14 protein-coding genes are annotated in these 22,816 nt (G+C 42.6%); 1 reads left to right on the plus strand and 13 read right to left on the minus strand.

Features of this window, described 5'->3' with window-relative positions; all coding sequences use genetic code 11:
* Positions 1 to 131: 131 nt before the first annotated feature.
* The 13 genes from R7Z50_RS06555 to R7Z50_RS06615 form a co-directional block, all read right to left on the minus strand.
* Positions 132 to 1,865 (minus strand): DUF3466 family protein, encoded by a 1,734-nt coding sequence (locus R7Z50_RS06555; protein WP_065274542.1) that lies wholly within the window; start codon positions 1,863 to 1,865, stop codon positions 132 to 134.
* Between the two features lie 7 nt (positions 1,866 to 1,872).
* A complete protein-coding gene (locus tag R7Z50_RS06560; protein WP_005377449.1) occupies positions 1,873 to 3,792 on the minus strand; it encodes an ABC transporter ATP-binding protein in 1,920 nt (639 codons plus the stop codon).
* Positions 3,770 to 4,012 carry a glutaredoxin family protein gene (locus tag R7Z50_RS06565; protein ID WP_017821808.1) on the minus strand — a complete coding sequence of 81 codons (243 nt, stop codon included), beginning with the start codon at positions 4,010 to 4,012 and terminating at the stop codon, positions 3,770 to 3,772. The genes R7Z50_RS06560 and R7Z50_RS06565 overlap by 23 nt, the downstream gene beginning before the upstream one ends.
* 21 nt (positions 4,013 to 4,033) lie before the next feature.
* Complete coding sequence (rlmKL, locus tag R7Z50_RS06570) at positions 4,034 to 6,154, minus strand: bifunctional 23S rRNA (guanine(2069)-N(7))-methyltransferase RlmK/23S rRNA (guanine(2445)-N(2))-methyltransferase RlmL (protein ID WP_054702333.1); 2,121 nt, start codon at positions 6,152 to 6,154, stop codon at positions 4,034 to 4,036.
* Positions 6,155 to 6,640: 486 nt separating this feature from the next.
* Positions 6,641 to 7,183, minus strand: coding sequence for a cell division protein ZapC (locus R7Z50_RS06575; RefSeq protein WP_005377444.1), 543 nt, complete (start codon positions 7,181 to 7,183; stop codon positions 6,641 to 6,643).
* Between the two features lie 168 nt (positions 7,184 to 7,351).
* On the minus strand, positions 7,352 to 8,362 hold the full coding sequence (pyrD, locus tag R7Z50_RS06580; protein ID WP_017634281.1) for a quinone-dependent dihydroorotate dehydrogenase: 1,011 nt from the start codon (positions 8,360 to 8,362) through the stop codon (positions 7,352 to 7,354).
* 311 nt (positions 8,363 to 8,673) lie between these two features.
* A complete protein-coding gene (locus R7Z50_RS06585; protein WP_042522994.1) occupies positions 8,674 to 13,515 on the minus strand; it encodes an NAD-glutamate dehydrogenase in 4,842 nt (1,613 codons plus the stop codon).
* 201 nt (positions 13,516 to 13,716) lie between these two features.
* Positions 13,717 to 13,935 (minus strand): DUF2835 domain-containing protein, encoded by a 219-nt coding sequence (locus tag R7Z50_RS06590; protein WP_005377440.1) that lies wholly within the window; start codon positions 13,933 to 13,935, stop codon positions 13,717 to 13,719.
* A gap of 65 nt (positions 13,936 to 14,000) precedes the next feature.
* Complete coding sequence (gene pepN, locus R7Z50_RS06595) at positions 14,001 to 16,607, minus strand: aminopeptidase N (RefSeq protein WP_025766613.1); 2,607 nt, start codon at positions 16,605 to 16,607, stop codon at positions 14,001 to 14,003.
* 226 nt (positions 16,608 to 16,833) lie between these two features.
* Positions 16,834 to 17,499 (minus strand): hypothetical protein, encoded by a 666-nt coding sequence (locus R7Z50_RS06600; protein ID WP_005377438.1) that lies wholly within the window; start codon positions 17,497 to 17,499, stop codon positions 16,834 to 16,836.
* A 194-nt stretch (positions 17,500 to 17,693) separates the two neighbouring features.
* Positions 17,694 to 19,700, minus strand: a complete 2,007-nt coding sequence (gene prc / locus R7Z50_RS06605; RefSeq protein ID WP_017634279.1) for a carboxy terminal-processing peptidase — start codon at positions 19,698 to 19,700, stop codon at positions 17,694 to 17,696.
* A 17-nt stretch (positions 19,701 to 19,717) separates the two neighbouring features.
* Positions 19,718 to 20,344 carry an RNA chaperone ProQ gene (proQ, locus tag R7Z50_RS06610; RefSeq protein WP_005377435.1) on the minus strand — a complete coding sequence of 209 codons (627 nt, stop codon included), beginning with the start codon at positions 20,342 to 20,344 and terminating at the stop codon, positions 19,718 to 19,720.
* 97 nt (positions 20,345 to 20,441) lie between these two features.
* Positions 20,442 to 20,915, minus strand: a complete 474-nt coding sequence (locus R7Z50_RS06615) for a GAF domain-containing protein (protein ID WP_005377433.1) — start codon at positions 20,913 to 20,915, stop codon at positions 20,442 to 20,444.
* Between the two features lie 92 nt (positions 20,916 to 21,007).
* On the opposite strand from R7Z50_RS06615, the gene R7Z50_RS06620 reads away from it, so the two are divergent.
* Positions 21,008 to 22,804 (plus strand): ABC transporter ATP-binding protein, encoded by a 1,797-nt coding sequence (locus R7Z50_RS06620; RefSeq protein ID WP_005377431.1) that lies wholly within the window; start codon positions 21,008 to 21,010, stop codon positions 22,802 to 22,804.
* Positions 22,805 to 22,816 lie beyond the last annotated feature (12 nt).

Raw genomic sequence — 22,816 nt, forward strand, 5'->3', positions numbered from 1 at the left:
AACTTTGATGGAGTTTTTATGACTCCACTTATAAGAATCGATCAAAGTAGGCAATTTCTCAAGGCATAAAAAAAGCAGAGACTCAAATGTGTGAGCCTCTGCTTGATTTAAAAATTACTGACGATTTTTAACTATTTTCTACGGAACCCAAACAATCCAAGCATGGTCAAAGCTAACCAACCAAGGCCTGCACCTTGACGCTCTGTCGTCGTTGAGTCAATGCTTCGAGATACGATGTCGTCCTTAGTTGCGTCAGCAATAGGTACTAGTTTGACTGCTACAATTTGCTCTTCAGAGCTACATGTAGCATTGTTTGCTGTTGTGCTATAACCACCTGCACATTTCATAGCAGTACCAGAGATCACACCTGCATCATTGATATCAGTTGCGTCGATAATACGGAACTGATTGTTTTGTTCAGAGTAATCACCGCCATTAGTCAAACTGTCTAGGAACCAAGCTTTTCCATTGAATAATGTTGCAGCACGTTCACTAGTCTCGCCACCTACGCTATATGGATAGACAAAACCGCGCTTACGACGTGGCTTGCCATCGTCTTCACGAGTCGTTTCCGCATCAAGTTGCCCGACGATTTCATTGTAAGAGTTGATACCGCCCATCTTACCGCCCGCACCGCTAAAGAAAATGCCAGTAGTTGGGTAAAAAGCGCTAATAGAATCCTTACGAACATCATCTACGATAAAGAGACGATTCGGAGCAGAGCCCGTTGGCATTAAGTATCCGCCCGAACGTTTCGCTTCACCAATAGCAACAAAATTAGAGTTAACGTCGGTTAAGCGTGAGTTTGTATGAACCGTATCATCACCTTCGCGCTGTCTAGCTCCTACAACAACTTTATTTTTCCAAGTTGCGTTTTCAACGCTACCTTCGGCTTCTAGAGTTCCGACAAAAACAGTCGCATTCAGGTAGTTATCATCACTGTAAGTGTTGTAACCTACGCCATAGACCGTTGTTCCATCAGTGACAAGGTCACGCATGCTCCCTTGAGCTAACCTTTCTCCATCTTTAGATGTGCCACTAGGCCAAGCCAATTCACTGACGGTTCCGCTTTGATCCCAAATCGCTGCTTTTGATGTGTGGTGAGATCCATTGGTATTGCTTGCTGTTCGAGAAACACTGCCAACAGTAAAAATGCCGTCTGTGCTCCAAGCATGGCTTTGCACAACACTTGCGTCACTATCGCCAGTAAGAATATTTGGCTCTACTGGTGCAACTACGGTATTTCGTGTTTCTAATGTAGAAGTATTTTCTGTGCTAACTTTACTCTGATTACCGACAGCTGCACCACCCTCGGTAAGCTGGTTGATAACATTGTTATATTCATTTTTATAAGCAGTAGAATCTTCTTCTATGAACGCTAACGCATTAGAAGTAAAGTCTTTACTACGTTCTTTATTCCACGGCGTCCAGTTTACTGAAGCCCAAGAGTCACAGGTGGAATAACGAAGCTGGTTGTAACAGTAACGCTCAAAGTCTTTGAGTTCTTGGATGTAATAAAAGCCAGCGTCTAATCCGAATGGGATTTCTTCACGATAGCTGTTCCCATCCACGGCTTGTGTCGCTGAAATCGGTGTAGTGCGAGTTTCCATTGCAAGTTTAAACTGCTCTGGCGTGCAGTTTGCTGCTGCATCAAAGCAGCCTAAAGCGAAAGGTGAACCTGTTGAAGGATCTGTACCTGCATCGCCCTGTTGAATTGCAACCCCGTAAGCCGTTTGGTAGTCACCGTTTGAACCATGATCCTGAGGTGAAACCTCAACAACTTGATACAATGCCGCCTGTGCGTTCATTGTGGTACCAACCATCATTGCAATGGCGGTCAATTTGAATTTATTACTACAATTCATTGAATTCTTAACTATCCTGTTGCATTGCTTCGAGTTCTTCCCATCTCTCGAATGCGATTTCCAACTCCTGCTCTAGTGCAGCAAGCTGTTCCAATACCGGCTGAGTTTGCTCTACAGGTTTAGCAAAGAACTCTGGATCGTTCACTTGCTCCTGAAGGCTCTCGATATCCGACTCTAATTGTTCAAGTTTAGCTGGTAGAGCCTCTAATTCTCTTTGCAGCTTATACGATAACTTCTTCGAATTGTTCTTAGGTTGCGTAGTTTTGGGAGTTTCCTCAACCACTTTCTCTTTCTTCGTTGGTTTTTCAACCTGACTGCGCGAAGCAAGAACTTGGTCACGCTGTTGTTTAGCATCATGATAACCACCAACGAACTCTTCGATTATACCGTTACCCTCAAAAATCCAGCTTGTTGTTACTGTGTTGTCTACGAACTCACGGTCGTGACTCACTAACAATAATGTACCCTGATAATTGGCAAGCATTTCTTCTAAAAGTTCCAACGTTTCGATATCCAAATCGTTAGTTGGTTCATCAAGAATAAGTAAGTTGTTTGGTTTCAACAAGATACGGGCTAGCAATAATCGGTTTTTCTCACCACCAGAAAGTGCCTTAACCGGGGTTCTGGCGCGCTTAGGTGCAAATAAGAAGTCTTGAAGATAACTCAGCGCATGACGCTGACGTCCCCCAACCATTACTTCTTGTTTCCCATCCGCTAAGTTATCGATCACTGTCTTTTCTGGATCCAAAATCTCTCGGTACTGATCAAAGTACGCGACTTCTAATTTTGTTCCGCAGTGTAAACGACCAGACTGCGCTTCCAATTGCCCCAATAGCAATTTAAGTACCGTACTCTTACCGCAGCCATTTGGTCCGATAAGTGCAATACGGTCACCACGCATGATGTTAAAGCTAAAGTCGTCGACAATTGTCTTGCCTTCGTAAGCAAAAGATACATTTTCTGCTTCAAATACAATCTTACCAGAACGAGAAGCATCATCGATGTTTAGGTTAACTTTACCTTGAACTTCACGACGGTCACGACGCTCTTCACGAAGTTTTTTAAGGGCTCGAACACGGCCTTCATTACGAGTACGACGTGCTTTAATGCCTTGACGAATCCACACTTCTTCCTGAGCTAGTTTCTTATCGAACTCAGCATTCTGCATTTCTTCGACGCGAAGCATTTCTTCTTTGTCATTCAAATACTGTTCGTAATTACCAGGGAAAGAAGCTAATTGACCGCGATCTAAGTCGACGATGCGTGTCGCCATCGACTTGATGAATGCACGGTCGTGAGAAATAAAGATGATCGAGCCTTTGAAGTCTTTTAAGAAGTTCTCTAACCATTCGATCGTTGTCACATCGAGATGGTTTGTTGGTTCATCAAGAAGCAATACATCAGGATCACAAACCAGCGCACGAGCTAAAGCAGCTTTACGTTGCCAGCCACCGGATAGATCGGTCAGTTTGGTTTCAGGGCTTAGTTTTAAAGCGCCAAGTACGTTCTTAACACGGTCATCAAAGCGCCAAGCATTAGAATGATCAAGCTGCTCTTGAACTTTCGCCAAACGGTTAATGTTCTTCTCACTTGGGTCTTGAGCAACAAGATCGAGAAGATCGTGATAAATCTTCAATTGTTCGCCGATTTCAGCCAAACCGCCAGATACGTATTCGTAAACCGTACCCTCTTGATTGCGCGGTGGATCTTGTTCAAGCCGAGAAACTACTACGTCTTGAGTTATTTGAATCTTGCCATCATCCAACAAAATGTCGCCGGCAAGCACTTTCATTAACGTGGACTTACCTGCTCCGTTACGACCAACTAAACAAACGCGTTCGTTTTCTTGAAGAGCGAACTCCGCTTTGTCTAGCAATGGGTGGTCACCAAATGCAAGTTGTGCGTTATGAATGGTAAGTAATGCCATTATTATCCAACCAATGTGTGAGTTGTTCTAAGTCAAACGGCCAGTTCAACTCAGAATCTTGATATTTTAATACGGGTATTGTGACGCCGTAACGAGAAAATAGTACATCATCAAACGCAATATCAATGATATCTGTTTGCTCGGCCAAACCGACTTGGTCTACTAGAGCAAATGCCATCTCACAAAGATGGCATCCCTCAGTGCTATACAATATCAGCACGTATTAATCCTTTTGTTTATACTACGCGTGCGTTACTAGCCAACAGTTATGAATCTGTTTATTACGCGCAAAATCTAATGGTAACGTTTGAGAAGAAATATTCTGAACCTTCAAACCCAATTCAGCGAGTGATTCTTCATCCATCTTGAAGTGACGTTTGTTATTTGAAAATACGATTGTGCCTTCACTTCTCAGTAAGCGTTTGAGGTTCTTCATTAGCTTAATGTGGTCACGTTGTACATCGAATGATGTTTCCATACGCTTAGAGTTAGAGAACGTAGGTGGGTCAATAAAGATCAAGTCGTATTCACCTTTTGCGTTTTCTAGCCATTGCAAACAGTCCGCTTGTTCATATTTATGTTGGCGCCCTACACAGCCATTAAGCTGCATATTGTCTTTCGCCCAATTCAAGTAGGTGTTTGACATATCGACAGTTGTAGTGGACCGAGCACCACCAACTGCAGCGTGCACTGTTGCACTGCCAGTGTAAGCAAACAAGTTAAGGAAATCTTTACCCTGTGCCATTTCGCCAAGACGACGACGAGTGATCTTATGATCCAAGAACAGGCCTGTGTCTAGGTAGTCATGAAGGTTCACGATCAGCTTCACACCGTACTCGTTTACTTCGAGCGTCTCTGATACCTGACCTAATTTTTGGTACTGGCTTCGACCTTTCTGCTTCTCACGAACTTTCAGTACAACTTTGTTCGCTTCAACACCGGTCACCTGAATCGTCGCACGGATAATGTCCGTTAGACGACGCTTGGCTTTTTCTTCAGGGATGTTCTTAGGTGCTGCGTACTCTTGAATCACAATTTGATCGCCGTACACGTCGATCGCTACGTTGTATTCTGGAAGGTCTGCATCGTAGATACGATAGCAGTCTAGTTTCTCTTTACGAGCCCACTTGCCAATCTTGCCAATGTTTTTCTTCAAACGGTTTGAGAAGTCTGGTGCGATTTGAACGTTAGTATCTGCACCTTTAACTTCATCAGCGCTGCGCTCGGCAATGCTGTAGTTCTTTTGGTGACACGGTAACGCACCGTTGTTCAATTTAAACTGTTTATCAGCGCGCATACGAAGGCAACTCAAGAGCTCGTCCGAGCTAGAGAAGATAGATGCTTTACATCCGCCAAACTCAGATTTTAGCTGTCCACCGAATGCGGTATAGAGCGCAATCAGCCCCGGCTCAGTTCCTAGACGCTCACCGTAAGGTGGGTTTGAAACGATAACACCGTGTTCAAATCCTGCGGGACGAGTAATAGTTGCAGCATCACCTTGCGCAAACTCAATCAACTCTTCAACACCTGCTCTGCGGGCGTTTTCTTGAGCGACTTTTAATACTTTGGGGTCGTTATCGAATCCAAAAAACTTAGCGTCAACTTTCTTGACACCCCGTCTAGCTTGAACATTAGCCTCTGATTTAATCTCAGCCCAGGTCTCCGGTTCAAAGTCTTCCAAAACTTCGAAGCCCCATTGTTTGCGCTTAACGCCAGGTGCCATGTTGGCTGCCATCATTGCCGCTTCAATAAGCAAAGTACCAGAACCACACATTGGATCGAGTAATGGTTGATGCCCATCCCAGCCACAACGCATGATAATCGCAGAAGCAAGCGTTTCACGTAATGGCGCACGACCCGATTCTGGTCGATAACCACGCTGATGAAGACCACTACCTACCATGTCTACCCCAAGCAACGCTTTATCTTTATGCAAACGAACGTGAATACGAATATCTGGGCGTTCTTTGCTGATATTAGGACGTGGCAAGCCTTTGTTCTCAAAGCAATCTACGATGCCATCTTTGACCTTCATAGCCCCGTATTGGCTATTTCTAATCTCACGGTTTGTGCCGTTAAAGTCCACAACAAAGCGTTTAGAGCTATGAAATTGGTTAACCCAGTTAATAGTGGAAGTGGATAGATACAAGTCCATGTCGTTGTTACACGTGAACTCAGATAAAACACGTACAAATCGAGACGCTAAACGGCTCCACAAACAACAGCGATAAACCTGTTCGTTTGTCGCTTTAAATTTTACGCCTGCCTGTACTGGTTTCGCATTTTCAATGCCTAGTTTAGTCAGTTCTTCAACAAGCAAATTTTCCATGCCATTTGAAGTTACCGCGAGATATTGATTCATAGTGTTCTTTCGCTGATAAAAAATGGCTTCAATTATACCTGACTTTACGATCAATGCCTCGTTTTTAAAGGTATTTTCCCACCCGTTAGTTCAAATCATCACCACTCAAATGATCTAAAACTTTCAACATCTTTAGTTTGAATGTTTTTCATTCATGAACGTATTTTGTTTCCTTTAGAAGAAGTGAATACTTATTTACGCTCATTTTGGTATATACCAGTGTGGATTGATTGATGTAAATTACTTACAAATACCCTTTATAGGGGAATAAATAGGGTTGTTTTAGGCGCTAGGTTGCCTAGTTAAAGGGGTAATCAAATTGAAATAAGTAAAATAAAAGTGACCAGCTTCATGTTTGCATGCATAGAAAACAAACAGTTTCATGGTATTTCGGATTGGAGTGTCAGAGGAAAGGACAAAAAAAATCGACCCACTAAGGTCGATTAAGGCAAACAAAGGAACGAAATAAAGAAAAATTAAACAGCTTTAACCCACCATTGCCATAGGGGTCATTGCAAAGAGGTGGTTTGCACAAGCCATGCGATCATGCATTACTTTAATCGGCTGCCCAAATTGAAGCGCCTTATTGCCATCAAGAACAAAGGCTTCTTGGTTAACATAAGCACATAAGCTCGATGTTTCGCCTGGTTCTAGAACGATGAACATACCATCAGAATATTGATTTGTGAGAAAGACCATGTCCCCTTCTTGAGGTTCATAATCAGAGGACTGTGCATCGAAGAACCAGCTCTTAGGCTGTACAGGTTTATGAAAACGCTTTGCAGCAACACAATACAGTGTTAATTCAGCTTGGCGATATTCACTGATATCGAGACAGCGAATGCGCTCATTAAACGTTTGAAATGCGCTGGCGTCATCAACGGTAAATTCACTGTTTGAGAAGGCACAGTTAACCAACAATTTTCGGGATAGATTGGTTTGGAAAATCATTTCCTCCCCCAGATCCAGCATTAAGCAAGCTTTTTGCTCGTCAAAATACCAATTCCATTTGTCGCTGGGTTTAAGCATTATTCCGTTCTCTCTTGACTAGTTAAATCAGTGGTAAAGAGGTAAGACGCTTAATTACCTACTCGTGATTTTTAAATTCTACAAACGAACGGATAAAAAAAAAGAGGAAACAAAGTCCTCTTTTTTATGTAACAGGTACTGATTTTTCAGTAGTTTTTGATGTATATGTTAAAGATTCTTAACAATATCACGTACGAGACCTGGGCCGTGGTAAATAAAGCCAGTATAGACTTGAACAAGTTTAGCGCCTGCCATGATCTTTTCTTTGGCTGCAACATAGGAATCTACACCACCAACACCGATAATTGGAAGTTTGTCTCCAAGCTCTTCATGAAGCTTACGTACGACCTCCGTAGAGCGTGATTGCACAGGGCGACCACTCAAGCCACCTGCCTCATTGGCGTGTTTCATCCCTTCTACGATCGTGCGATCCAAAGTTGTGTTAGTCGCGATCACACCATCTATATTGTTTTTCAATAAAGAATCGCAGATTTGGCAGATTTCATCGTCACTTAAATCTGGCGCAATCTTTAATGCTAACGGGACATACTTGTTGTACTTCTCTGATAACTCCGCTTGTTTCGCTTTTAATTCGGAAAGCAGTTCATCAAGCGCTTCACCATATTGAAGTGAACGAAGACCTGGAGTGTTTGGCGATGAGATGTTTACTGCAATATAGCCAGCATACTCATACACTTTTTCCATACAAATCAGGTAGTCCTCTGCCCCTTTTTCAATTGGCGTATCTTTATTTTTACCGATATTAATTCCGAGAACACAATTGAATTTTGCTCGTTTAACATTCTCGATCAAATTATCAACGCCTAGGTTATTAAAGCCCATGCGGTTGATGATCCCCTCTGCTTCCACTAAACGGAATAAGCGTGGTTTATCATTACCTGGTTGTGGTCGTGGCGTTACAGTGCCGACTTCGACAAAGCCAAAGCCCATGGCATCAAATGCTTCAATACATTCGCCGTTTTTATCTAAACCAGCCGCAAGACCAACAGGGTTACGGAATGTTAGACCCATACACTCAACTGGACGAGTTGGTAACTGTTGGCGGTAAAAGAGATCAAGTGGTGTGCCGTTAAAGCGTTGGAAGTTCTTGATTGCAAGATCATGTGCCTTCTCGGCATCGAGTTGGAAAAAGCCAGTTCTGGCTAGACGGTAAAGCATTGTGCCTCCGAAAGAAAAAAGCCCCGTATAAACGGGACAATATTATTTACCGTTTTTCATCGTAATTCAATGAAAATGAACGTAATAAGTAAAAACCTATATCTTTATAAGATTTTCAAATATAAAACAAACAATTACAATCAAGTTTCTGCGATAAAAATCGTAACTAACCGCTTAAAAGCAATCGATTTCACTCTGTTTTAATTTCAACTCAATGTGACAATGTAACTATTTTCGTTCCAAATGTGAATAATAGATAATAAAAAGCCCCGTTAAATAACGAGGCTTTTACTTATGACTTGATTATTCCACTACTCTTTCGATGAGCAGTTGAGGTTTAAAAGTACTAGCTCTCGAAGTGCTACAGAGAACTTAGCAAATTCGTGTACTGAGCCAACTTTGAACTCGTTTAAGATACTCTCCCAGCGGTGCAACGATTGCTCGTTAGTTTCAATCCAATCTTCTAACGCAGCCATCACGTCAAGCTCTTCGGTTGAGCAGCCACAAGTCAGTACCTGAGCGGTAAGTTGACGTTGTTGCCAGTCCAGATCTTCACGGAATGCCGCTCTTGCAAGTGCTTGCCAGTTGTTATCAACGGCTTGGCTATTAATTTGCTTCAAGAACCAATGCAACGATAAACGGTCACCCAAGTTAAAGTAGAGTTTCGATGCTTGCTCAACCGTTTTACCTGTTTCACTTGCTACTGATGAAATATCCAGTGCAGATTGTAAGCTTGATAAGCGGGCAACTTGGTGAGCGAGTTTCTCTTCAACCCCTTTCTCTATCCAACCTTGAGCCAACTCATTGTGTTCTTCAACTTCAGACTCAACTAACATAGTGTCTAGGGTTTCAGTGATAACATTGACATCTTGCTTGTAGATAGCAATCAACTCACCGACCGTGCATTTGCCGCTACGGTTACGAAGCAACCAGCGTGCAATTCGACGCAGTGCTCGGCGCACGTAAAACATAATTTCGTATTGAGCTTGCGCTGTCGCAACGTTATCAAGTTTGCGAGTTTGCTTGAGGATTTCTTCTAAATCAAAGATTTCTCTAGCCGCACTGTAAGCGTTGGCAATATCGACAACACTTGCACCAGTTTCTTCTTGCAAACGAGTAACGAAGTTACAGCCCATTTCATTAACCATCTGGTTAGCCAATGCTGTAGCGATAATTTCAGCTCGCAGTGGGTGATTAACCATTTGATCTTTATAGTTACGTCGTAACGCACTTGGGAAATATTCAACAAGTTGTTTTGCATGGAATTCATCATTTGCGATTTCATCCGTAACAAGTTGCTGTTTAAGTACCATTTTACCGTAGGCAACTAACACTGATAGCTCAGGGCGAGTCAGACCTAGTCCCTGTTTTTCACGCTCGATTAGCGTTTCATCATCAGGAATGTATTCGAGAGCACGGTCCAAGTACCCTGCTTTCTCCATAGTGTGGATGAATCGAATTTGCTCCTTAACAATGCCAACACCTTGCTGTTCAGTAACAGAGATCGACTCCGACTGACGGTAAGCATCATCCAAGACAATTTCACCCACTTCGTCTTCCATAGACTCTAGAATTTGGTTACGTTGCTTAACCGTAAGATCGCCATTTGAAACCAGTCCATTGAGGAAGATCTTGATGTTGACTTCATTATCCGAACAGTCAACGCCACCTACGTTATCAACGAAGTCCGTGTTCACTCGACCGCCAGTTAGTGCGTATTCGATACGACCAAGCTGAGTCATACCCAAGTTACCACCTTCGCCAACCACTTTGGCTCTTAAGTCACGGCCGTCAATGCGCAGCATGTCGTTAGCACGGTCACCAACATCTGTATGAGTTTCTGTCGATGATTTAACGTAAGTGCCGATACCACCGTTCCAAAGAAGATCGACTTTCATTTTCAAGATCATCTTTATCAGATCGTTAGGCGCTAAAGATGCTTTCTTCGTACCTAACATTTTCTGAATTTCTGGCGTCAACTGGATCGATTTTGATCGACGAGAGAAGATGCCACCACCTTGAGAGATCAAGTCTTTGTTGTAATCTTCCCAGCTTGATCTTGGCAAATTAAACAAGCGGTTACGCTCTTCCCAGCTGCTGGCTGAATCTGGATTTGGATCAATAAAGATGTGCATGTGGTTAAACGCAGCTTGCAATCGAATATGCTTCGATAGCAGCATACCGTTACCGAACACGTCACCTGCCATATCACCTACACCGATTGCAGTAAAATCAGTGGTCTGACAGTTGATGCCCATTTCACGGAAGTGACGTTTAACAGATTCCCAACCACCTTTTGCGGTGATTCCCATTGCTTTGTGATCGTAACCGTTTGAACCACCTGAAGCGAATGCGTCACCTAGCCAGAAGTTGTATTCTGCAGAAACAGAGTTTGCCAAATCTGAGAAGGTTGCTGTGCCTTTATCGGCAGCCACTACTAGATATGGGTCATCTTCATCGTGACGAACAACGTTTTGTGGTGGTACCACCTCTCCTTCAATGATGTTATCTGACACATCAAGCAGTGCACGGATAAAGCGTTTGTAACAACGCTGACCTTCCGCAAAAATTTCATCACGACTGGTGAGAGATGGCTGGCGTTTACAAACGAAGCCGCCTTTTGCACCCACTGGTACAATTACAGTGTTCTTAACCTGTTGCGCTTTCACTAAGCCAAGAATCTCCGTACGGAAGTCTTCTTGACGATCTGACCAACGCAAACCACCACGAGCCACTTTTCCACCACGAAGGTGAACACCTTCAATATCTGGTGCGTAAACAAAGATCTCGAATGCAGGTACAGGCTGCGGAATCTCAGGAATATCGCTTGGCTTCATTTTCAAAGATAACCAAGGCTTAGGCTGCTTATTCTCGTCTACTTGGTAGTAGTTGGTACGAAGCGTCGCCATGATCATTTCGATATAACGACGAATAATACGATCATCATCCAAGCTCTCTACACGATCCAACTGCTCTGTTAGCTTTTTAATTAGATCGTTTTGGCCTTTCTCGCTGCCTTTGTGTTTCGGATCAAATCGCTTGGTGAACAGCTTGACTAGACCTGTCGCTAAGTCTGGGTAGTGGCTTAGCGTGTCTTCGATGTACTGCTGACTGAATGGGAAGCCGACTTGGCGCATGTATCGTGCGTAAGCGCGAAGAATGGAAATCTCACGGCCAGATAAAGACGCACCTAATAACAATCGGTTGAAACCATCACTTTCAAGATTACCCGCCCAAATGGCAGCAAATGCTTGTTGGAAACGATCACGAGCTTCACGAAGGTCAACGGTTTTCTCGCTCTTATGCAGCATAGAGAAGTCAAGGATCCAGAAGGTCTGACCGTTGTTTTTCTCGATCTCATATGGCGATTCGCCAATCACACGCAAACCAAGGTTTTCCAACATCGGCATTACGTCAGAAAGGTGAATTGGTTCATCGCGATGATATAACTTTAAGCGGACAGCTTTGGAATCTGCTCCCTCTTCTTGAGGTCGGTAGAACAACATACCAAGTTTATTATCATCACTTAACGCTTCTAAGCGCTCGATATCTGCAACCGCAGAACCTGGCATCATGTCCTCTTTGTATGAGCGAGGGAACGCACTCATATATTCTTTTGAAAGAGGAAGGCCTTTACTTTCACCAAAGTTAGCAATGATGGATTCTTTTAGTCTGTCATCCCAAGAGGTAGAAACTTCCATTAGATTTTGCTCGATCTTTTTCACGTCTACGTCAATGTTGTTATTGTCTACACGAACAATGTAATGTGTTCTCGCTAGTGGGCTTTCTGAGAAGTACGTTGTAAATTCAACCTCTTGCTCGCAACCAAAGTACTGCTTAAGAATGCGTTGAGTTTGACGACGCAATTCTGTGTTGTAACGATCTTTAGTGACATAAACCATGCAACTGAAGAAACGACCAAATGGGTCTTTACGAACAAACAAACGCAGCAAGTCACGATCTTGCATTTGTACAACACCCATTCCCACCTCAAGCAGCTCTTCTTCATTAGCTTGAAGCAACTCGTCGCGTGGGTAGTTTTCTAAGATATTGTGCAATGCTTTGTATGAGTATGATCCGTGGCGGTATCCACTTGCTTCAAGGATACGGTCAACTTTTTCACGGATCAGAGGAATACTTTGTACCGCTTGGTTGTAAACGGCGGAGGTATATAAACCAGTAAAGCGATGCTCACCTATTACTTTACCGTTTTCATCAAACTTTTTAATACCGATGTAATCAGTATAAGCCGGACGGTGGATACGAGATGCTTTGTTACCTTTGGTGATGATCAGAGCGTATGGTTTTTTCGCTTCTAATCGCGCTGAATCTGATAATTCAGAGAGCTTGACGCTACGCACGCGCTTGTCATCAGCAAACAGACCTAGTCCTTTTTCTTTAGCAGGAACAAGTTCGGTATCACCATTGACCTCTTTTAAGTCATAATCTTTATAACCCATAAAGGTAAAGTTATGATCTTCTAGCCAACGAAGAAATGCGATCGTTTCATCCATACGATCAGTTTGGATAGAAACACGATCTTTATTTTTCTCAAGTTCATCAGTAACAAACTTAAGCTTATCAACCATCTGCTTCCAGTCATCAACGACTAAGCGAGTATCAGATAGAATTCTTAACAGCTCTTCTTTAAGCGCTTGCATCTCGTCTTTACTAGTAAGGCGGTCTACCTCTATGTGGAAAAGTGATTGAAGAACACCACCCTCACCGTTTACGTCTGTAACTTGGCCTTTTTTATCACGCTGAATCTGTGTTGGGTTATTCAACATTAGGTGACAAACAAGATCCAAACGTGCTAAAGCCATTTTGACTGAGTCCACTAAGAATGGACTATCTGGAACAACAATTTCTACGATTGTGTGTGTGGATTGCCAGCCTTGACGACTTACGGTCGGGTTAAATACTCGAACCGAAATCTCTTCTGGTTTTTTTTCATTGATATGGTGCCAAAGGCTAACGACAGCACCATAAAGGTCGGATTCGTTTCGCTGAATTAGATCATCATCAGCAATGTTACTGAATAAGTGTTGAGCAAGTTTAGTTACAAGCGTTTGGTGAGAAAGCTCGAGTTTGTCTTGAATCAGTTGGTAAACCTTTTCAAGCAGAACCGGCACTACATTTTCACGCGCGGTCATATTCACACTCCACATTAGAATTGTTGTTTTGTAGGGGGACTTAGTAGCTAGGTTGTTACCTTAGAAACTAAGCATAGGTAATGCATGTGCCCATTGTAAAAGCATAATTACAAATGTTTAACAACTAATCGTAGTGGTAAGAGGTGAAATGTCCGATTCTGTGACTAAGATTCCTATTTAACTCTCTGCAAATACAATACATCACAGAGTTTCTAACTTAAGAAACTTATTATTTTGGTCAGTTGTTAGTCTAAACTGGCCTCTAACGCCCAATTGACTAAGAAATGGTCTAAATCTCGCGGCGGGTAACTGCAAACGCAAACCGTTGTGTGTGACAACTTGAACAACACTTGCCGCACCAGAATAATGAGATAAAAACGTTTGATATGAAATGTTGAGATTGAAGTAGTAATAGTTCATGAAGTGAAAACTAAGTGACATAAACAAATAAGGTGGTCTTAATGACCACCCTATTGTGTTGTTTACTATTCGTCTAGTGCTTTAGTCACTTTTTCGAATAGATCTTTAGCAAGATTATCCATTGCTTTGAGCTTTTCAAGTTCTGCACGAATCATTGCTTGGCGAGCTTCATCGTATTTACGGAACTTAAGCAAAGGATCAATCATTCGAGAAGCTACTTGTGGGTTCGAATCATTTAGTTGGCGAAGAATTTCACCGGCAAATTGGTAACCTACACCGGATTTATCATGGAAACGTACAGGGTTCGCACTTAAGAACGAGCCAATTAAGCTGCGCGTACGGTTCGGATTTTTCAAACTAAATGCTTCGTGGTTCATGGTTGCTTTTACTTTTTCAAGAGCATCCTCTGCAGGATTGCTACCTTGCAGTGCAAACCACTTATCCATAACCAAACCATCGTGCTTCCATTTATCGCTATAATCAGCCATAAGTGCTTCACGACACTCGAGCTGAGCGTTATTTGCGGCACTCATCGCAGCAATCGTATCTGTCATGTTATTTGCAGATGCGTACTGCGCGTTGACTAAATCATTACCTTTTTCCGTATATGCTAGGTACTGAAGGCAACGGTTACGTAAAGCACGCTTGCCAATAGCAGCATGGTCGATCGTATACTCTGTTTGCTTAAGCGTGTGATAAGTCGCACTTAGCTCATCTTCTAATTCCTTAGAAAGTGACACTGTAATGCTGTTTAGCACTTTGTCTACGGCATCGATATCAATTTGCTGGTACCAACCAGTAATCTCATTGATTGAAGGCATAGAGAAAACTTGAGCAATGAAAGCAGGCTCAAGCGTTTCATCCAACAGCACACCGCGGAAAGCATCTATCACACCTTCAGAAAGCGATACTTCTTGTCCCGCTTGAACGTTTTTCACATTCTGACGAATGTATTTAGCCAATAGCATTTGGCTAGCGTCCCATCGAGCAAAATCGTTCGTTGCGTGCTTCATCAAGAAGACTAACTCGTCATCGCTGTAATCGTATTCTAATTTGACTGGTGCCGAGAATTCACGCAACAAAGATGGCACTGGCTGTTCTTCGACATTTTCAAATACGAACGTTTGCTTATCTTGTTTAATATCCAGCACGTTATTAACTGATTCACCGTTAATCACCAGTGGGATAACTCGACCTTTCGAATCATACAACTCGATATCGAACGGAATATGCAGCGCTTGTTTTTCTGCTTGGTCTTGCGTCGGCTCCGTAAATTGCTCTACCGTTAGTGCGTAAGTTTTTGCATCAGCGTTGTATTCGCTATTTACGCGCAGCGTTGGTGTACCCGATTGGCTGTACCACAGACGGAACTGTTTTAAATCAACACCGGTGGCATCTTCCATTGCAGAAACAAAGTCTTCACACGTCGCGGCGGTACCATCGTGACGTTCAAAATAAAGTTTCATTCCTTTTTGGAAGCCCTCTTCGCCAAGGAGTGTATGGTACATACGAATAACTTCGCTGCCCTTTTCATACACCGTTAGCGTGTAGAAGTTATTCATCTCAATGACTTTGTCAGGACGAATCGGGTGAGACATTGGGCTTGCATCTTCCGCAAATTGAGGACCACGAATAATACGTACGTTATCAATACGGTTATCAGCACGAGAGCCTAAGTCAGAAGAGAATTCTTGGTCTCGGAATACGGTTAAGCCTTCTTTTAGACTTAGTTGGAACCAGTCACGACAAGTGACACGGTTGCCAGTCCAGTTGTGGAAGTACTCATGACCGATCACAGCTTCGATGCCTAAATAATCACGATCTGTCGCAGTTTGATCGTTCGCCAGCACATATTTTGAGTTAAAAATGTTCAAGCCTTTGTTTTCCATTGCACCCATGTTGAAGAAATCAACAGCAACGATCATGTAAATATCCAGATCGTATTCTAGGCCAAAGCGTTCCTCATCCCACTTCATCGAGTTGATCAGCGATGTCATCGCATGGCCTGCACGATCTAAGTTACCTTTATCAACAAAGATTTCTAAATCAACACTGCGACCTGACATCGTTGTATATTTGTCACGCAATACATCAAAGTCGCCTGCAACAAGGGCGAACAAGTAAGCTGGTTTTGGATGCGGATCCTGCCATTGAACCCAGTGACGACCGTTCTCTGCATCGCCTTCTGCAATTCGGTTACCATTGCTCAGCAAATATGGATAAACCGCTTTATCTGCGATCACTTTTGTTGTGTATTTTGCTAGAACATCCGGACGGTCTAGATAGTACGTGATACGGCGGAAGCCCTCAGCCTCACACTGAGTACAAAATGCGCCGCCTGATTTGTACAAACCTTCGAGTGCTGTATTCGCTTCAGGATCAATTTTGGTGACGATTTCAAGTTCAAACTCGGATGGAAGATCGGTCAGTACCAGCGATGACTCCTTCACCTCGTGATGAGCCCAATCCTCACCATTTACTTTTACAGCGCGTAGCTCAAGCCCTTCGCCATCGAGTTCTAGCGTTGTTGTATCGCCTTTTTGAGCAACTTTTGATACCGCCGTAACGATTGTGTCATTGTCATATAGATCAAAAGTAAGATCGATATCAGTAATCGCATGAGATGGCTCTTTATAATCTTTACGATATTTGGCCAGGGGAGCTTGAGACATGAGCATAAATCCTTGTATGTCGAACAACAAAAATACCAGACTGCATGATCAAAAATGCAGTTCTGGTATCACTATATAAGCTATTTGTAGGGGTTGTGGTATCAGAATACAAGTCTTTCCATCAAAAAACGGAGCTTTTAGTGCTCTAGCTCCGTTTTTTGATTAACATTTAAACAACATTAATGACTTACCGTACGCACGCGTAATTTGGCGCATGTTAAAGGCATCATGGCGTAACTCTATTGAGTACGGCGTACATATCACCATTGGAATCTTCGATCGTTAGCTCATTCTTGTTGAGCTTATACGTGGTTCCATGCTCGCCATTTTCATACAACAGAACCAGAAACTCATCTTCTGTGTAAAACACACCTTGTTTGATGGACTCATCCCCTTCTTCGTTCGAAACCCTAAACATGAACACGAAATCAGGTTGAAGTATCAAATCCATCTGATTAATGTTGTTTGCCACAAGACCGTCGCCAGATACGTGAGAGCTAGACCAAATACCTGCAAGTGAATTGGATAATCCCTTAGTGAATGTTACACCATTAAGATCAAGCGTATTATGGTTGTTGCGATAGGCATAAATTTGAGGCTCGTCGGTGTTTAAACCAAGAACGATGGTGTCTTCATTTGCGTTATACAGCCCTTCCCAATGGTCAACGGAATAGTCTTTCTTTTGAATATCAATAGAAAAGCTGTAGTCAGAACCTAATGAGAGTTTGATCGCACGAAAGTTTTCAGCCGACTCTTCGGGGTTTGGGTTCATCAAATACCAGTCTCCGATGAGAAACGGCGTGTCAAAGTGACTTAATTCATCTTCTCTGGTGTTTTCTCCACCAAACACACTAAAGCAGCAAAAGCTAAGTAAAATAAAGAACCACTTCATATCGGCATCCTTATCGTTTTCTTTTAGCTTAGCCAGTAGTCCTCACTTTCGCGAAATTTTAGATGTAGATCACGTAAATTATTGGGGGAAAATAAGCGAATATCTTGCTCGATATCGAGACAGCGGAAGACAAAAAGGCATAAAAAAAGAGTGAATCTGAAAGACTCACTCTTTTTATTCTAAATTGCCAGTTATTATGACTGATTTTCCTGCTTAAGTAGATCGACCATAATCGCGACAGACTCATCTAAATAAACATCAGGAGCCTCGTAGTCTTTTGGTATGTCATCCAATGTTTTAAATGCTTTTTTACCCAAAGCAACTTGACGTTCATTTATGCGTTGTAATCGAAGGGCTTCCGCTTTATCCGATTCAGCCTTACGAACTTTTTCGTTCAAAGACAAAGTATTATCGTCTTTTTCTTTACGATATTTCTCGATGTCTTCATTGATAAAGCGGAACTCCATTTCATCAGAAATACGCTTGTTATGAAGAGCAGTAAGTTTTTCAACTAAGGCGTCGTTACTTGGAAACGTTTGATATTGTGCTTTATCAATCTGATCCCAAGGTAAAGCATTGTCTTCAACACTTTCACCTGTTTCAGAAGCCTCAATTGGCGTTGGGTACGAAATATCTGGTGCAACACCACGATTTTGCGTACTTCCACCGTCAATACGATAAAACTTCTGAATCGTGTACTGAACATAACCTAGCTCTTTATCGAAAAGATCGTAAATATGATTCAGTGAACGATGTTGCTGAACTGTACCTTTACCGAAAGAGTTTTCACCTAAGATGATTGCACGATTATAATCTTGCATTGCCGCTGCAAAAATTTCAGATGCTGAAGCACTGTAGCGGTTAATCAACACCGTCAATGGGCCATCATAACTCACTTTTCCATCGGTATCGGCATTCACCTTGATGCGGCCATAGCTGTCACGAACTTGAACTACAGGACCTTCTTTAATGAATAAACCTGTCAATGCCGTTGCTTCTGTTAGCGCACCACCGCCATTGTTGCGTAGATCAACGATTACGCCGTCAACGTTTTTGGTTTTCAACTCAGCTAGTAATTTATCGGTGTCTTTCGATAAGCCGACGTAGAAACTTGGTACTTCTAAAATACCAATCTTCTTACCGTCTTTTTCGATGATTTCTGACTTAACTGCACGATCTTCTAAGCGAACTTTGTCACGAACAATTGTGACAATGTAACTCTTCGCATCGTTACCTTCTGGCAAGATCTGTAGATTAACCTTTGTGCCTTTAGGGCCTTTGATTAACTGAACAACATCATCCAGACGCCAACCGATCACGTCGACAATTTCTTCACCGTCTTGTCCAACACCAGTGATTCGGTCCCCTTCACCAAGTTGCTTACTCTTTGAGGCCGGACCGCCAACAACAAGTGAACGAATTACTGTGTAATCGTCTGTCATTTGCAAAACGGCGCCGATGCCTTCTAGAGAAAGGTTCATTTCCGATTGGAATTGCTCGGCATTACGTGGAGAAAGGTAGCTTGTATGAGGGTCAACCTGTCGCGCGAAGGCATTCATATACAACTGAAATGCGTCTTCATTGTTGGTCTGTGTGATGCGCTTCATCGCGTTGTTATAACGCTTCTCTAAAACTTCTTTAATCTCTGGCCACTCTTTGCCAGTCAGTTTCAGATTTAACGCGTCATATTTCACACGCTTGCGCCACAACTCGTTGAGCTCTGCTTCGTCTTTTGGCCATGCGGCCTCAGAGCGGTCTAACTCTATCTCGTCATCGGTATCAAACTTGATCTCTTCATCGAGTAGAGTTAACGCATAAGCAAAACGATCGAAACGCTTCTGCATTGAGAGGTTGTAAACATCAAAAGCAATTTGGTTGTTGCCCGATTTAAGCTGATCATCAAGCTCGACTGACCAATTTTTAAATGAATCGATGTCTGCTTGAGTGAAAATATTTCTATTGTAATCAAGCAACTCTACATAGCGTTCAAATATCGCTTTAGAGAAATCATCATTGAGGCTGAAGTGCTTATAATGAGAGCGGGTAAATCGCGAGGTGACTCGTTTGCTAGCTGTTTCATGCTGAACTTCAGGAGAAAGAACCGGCAGGTCATCTTTATGTAGTTTGGCTTCAAGAGCCTGAGCTGATGCTGCTAGCCATAAGCTAGCAGCAATCAGGGTCACTTTTGAACGGCAATTCATGCGTAGGAGTATCTCCTTTATGCGCGCAAGTGCTCCGCTTTCACAACCATTTGTAGGCCGTTAGCAAGTTGAACACGTACATCATCCTTATTGATTTCAACAATGGTCGCTGCCATGTTTCCTTTGCCCATGTTCACGTTAACTGCGTTACCTACTGTGATTTCATCAGCATTTAGAGCGCGCGTTTCTACAGGCTTAGTTGGTTTTTGTACTTTTGGTTTATTAGTACGACGAGGCTGTTGAGGCTTTTTAGCCGCAGGTTTCGCTTTCGCCTTACCCTCTTCACGAGCTTTTTGTGCTTGTTCTTTACGACGAGCCTGAACTTTCGCCTTGCTTTCTGCAAGTGTCGCTTTCGCGTGTTCAACGTGCTCTTCTTCTAGCTCACCACAAGGGTTGCCATCTAGGTCTACACGTACTGCACCTGGTTTTACACCGTGTAGGTAACGCCATGATGAAGTGTACTGTCTTAACGCTGCACGAAGCTGTGTTTTGCTTACTTTTTCGTCTTCATTTAGACGTTCCGCAAGATCTTGAAAAATACCAATTTTCAGAGGTTTTGCTTCACCTTCTAAAGTAAAGCACTTAGGGAAACATTCAGCAATATATGCAATAACTTCTTTGCTGTTTTTTAACTTTTCAGTCATGAGGGGTCCTGATTTGAGCGGATTTCCGCGAGCATTAAGAAAAAATATTCTCGTATTATAGTGACATGCCAAGGAAAAACCACACTCGAAGGCTAATTTATGCGTCGTTCGCGTGTGAATTAAGCAGCTTTTCTACTTCAACCATGAAATGAGTGAGACCTTCTTCGTCTGTTTCATTAAATCGGCCAATACTTGGACTATCAATATCAAGTACACCAACCACCTTTCCATTAATAGAAAATGGAATCACAATTTCTGAATTGCTCGCTGCATCGCACGCAATATGCCCCTCAAATTCGTGAACGTCGTATACTCTTTGTATAGTATTAGTTTGTGCAGCAGTACCGCAGACGCCTCGACCCATTGGGATACGAACACAAGCTGGTTTTCCTTGGAACGGACCAAGAACAAGCTCTTCACCTTTTGTTAGGTAAAAGCCTGCCCAGTTAAGATCGTCAAGTTCCATGAAAAGCAATGAGCTCAAGTTTGCTAGGTTCGCAATAAAGTCTGGTTCAGACTCAATTAGAGCAACAGCTTGTTTGGTTAGTCTTTGGTATTGTTCTAAGTTCATATTAACTTCCTACTTACTATAAAAGCTTCCATTCTCAATGTATGGCGCTAAAATGCAGCCCTACTTTATAATAGGACTTATTCTCAATTACAATGCTTCTGAAAAATGACACTATTAGCCGTTCTTGGTTGATAACACAAGTAAAAAAGCACAAGTCCAAGCTGATCATAGCGAACTTGATAGCGGTGCTTGCAACCTTGATTAGTGTTCCAATTCCCCTCCTCATGCCTTTGATGGTTGATGAGGTCTTATTGGACCAACCTGCAAAAGGCTTAGATGCCATGAATGCCATTCTCCCTGAAGCGTGGCACACTCCGACAGGCTATATTTTCTTCACCCTGTTCTTGGTTGTTCTTATGCGAGCTGCGAGCCAAGGATTAAATATCCTTCAAAGCCGACAATTTACGCTTGTTTCAAAAACCATCACGTTTGAGATGCGCAGTAAAATGATCGACAAACTCGGCCGTATCAGCATCCGACAATACGAAACCAAAGGTAGCGGAGGAATCAACGCACACCTTATCACTGACATTGAGACCATTGATAAATTTATTGGTTCTACGTTAGCAAAATTCGTTATCAGTTTTCTGACTGTTATTGGTACTGCTATCGTTCTACTTTGGCTCGATTGGCGACTTGGTCTGTTTATCCTGTTAGTTAACCCTATTGTCATTTACTTCTCACGTAAACTAGGCAGTATGGTTAAACATCTGAAACGGAAGGAAAATCATTCTTTTGAAATTTTCCAAAACCGTTTAGTTGAAACATTAGATGGAATCTACCAACTACGCGCGGCCAATAAAGAGCGAGAATTTCTCCAGCAACTCAAAGATAGTGCGAACCAAGTTCGCGTTGATGCAGACAAGTATGCTTGGCAATCTGAAGCGGCTGGTCGCGTTTCTTTTCTTCTCTTTTTGATCGGCTTTGAATTATTCAGAGCTGTCGCAATGTTAATGGTCATGTTCAGTGACCTTACTATTGGCCAAATATTTGCCGTTTTTGGTTACCTATGGTTCATGCTGTCTCCTGTTCAAGAGTTGCTTGGGATTCAGTTTTCTTGGTACAGCGCTAAAGCCGCATTAAAACGCATCAACGACTTATTAGAGTTAGAAGAAGAGCAGAGACCGGTTCCTAAGGTAAATCCTTTCAAAGAAGGTAGAGAAGTTGATGTTAAAGTAGAAAACATTAATTTCTCTTACAATAATGAAAACAAAGTCCTAGATAATCTTTCTTTACATATGCCGGCAGGAAAGAAAGTGGCGTTGGTTGGTGCAAGCGGCGGTGGTAAGTCAACCTTGATACAATTACTTATTGGGGTTTACCGTCAAAACTCCGGTAGCATTCGCTTTAATGATGAATTAACAGAAGATATTGGTTTTGAAGTAATTCGCGACAAAATTGCCGTGGTATTACAGCAACCTATACTATTTAACGATACCTTGAGGCATAATCTAACGCTTGGTGGGAATTTTGACGAAATGTCACTTTGGCGTGCGCTTGAAGTGGCTCAGCTGCATGATGTAATTTCTCAACTTAACCACGGCTTGGATACTCAAGTTGGTCGTAATGGCATTCGTTTGTCAGGAGGTCAACGACAACGGCTTGCCATTGCTAGAATGGTGCTGAGTAATCCTCAATTTGTTATTTTAGACGAAGCCACGTCTGCGCTAGATACCGCTACTGAAGCGGCTTTACACAAAGCACTGACCGAGTTCTTACGTGGTAGAACAACATTAATCGTTGCGCACCGACTATCCGCTGTGAAACAAGCCGATTTGATCTACGTGCTTGAAGATGGGAAAGTGACGCAAACAGGTACTCATGGTGAGTTAGTTGAGCAAGAAGGCTTATATCAAACCTTATATGGGGGCATACAGTCCCACGCTTAAATCGTTCAAGCT

This window comes from Vibrio sp. 1249-1 (assembly GCF_033340495.1).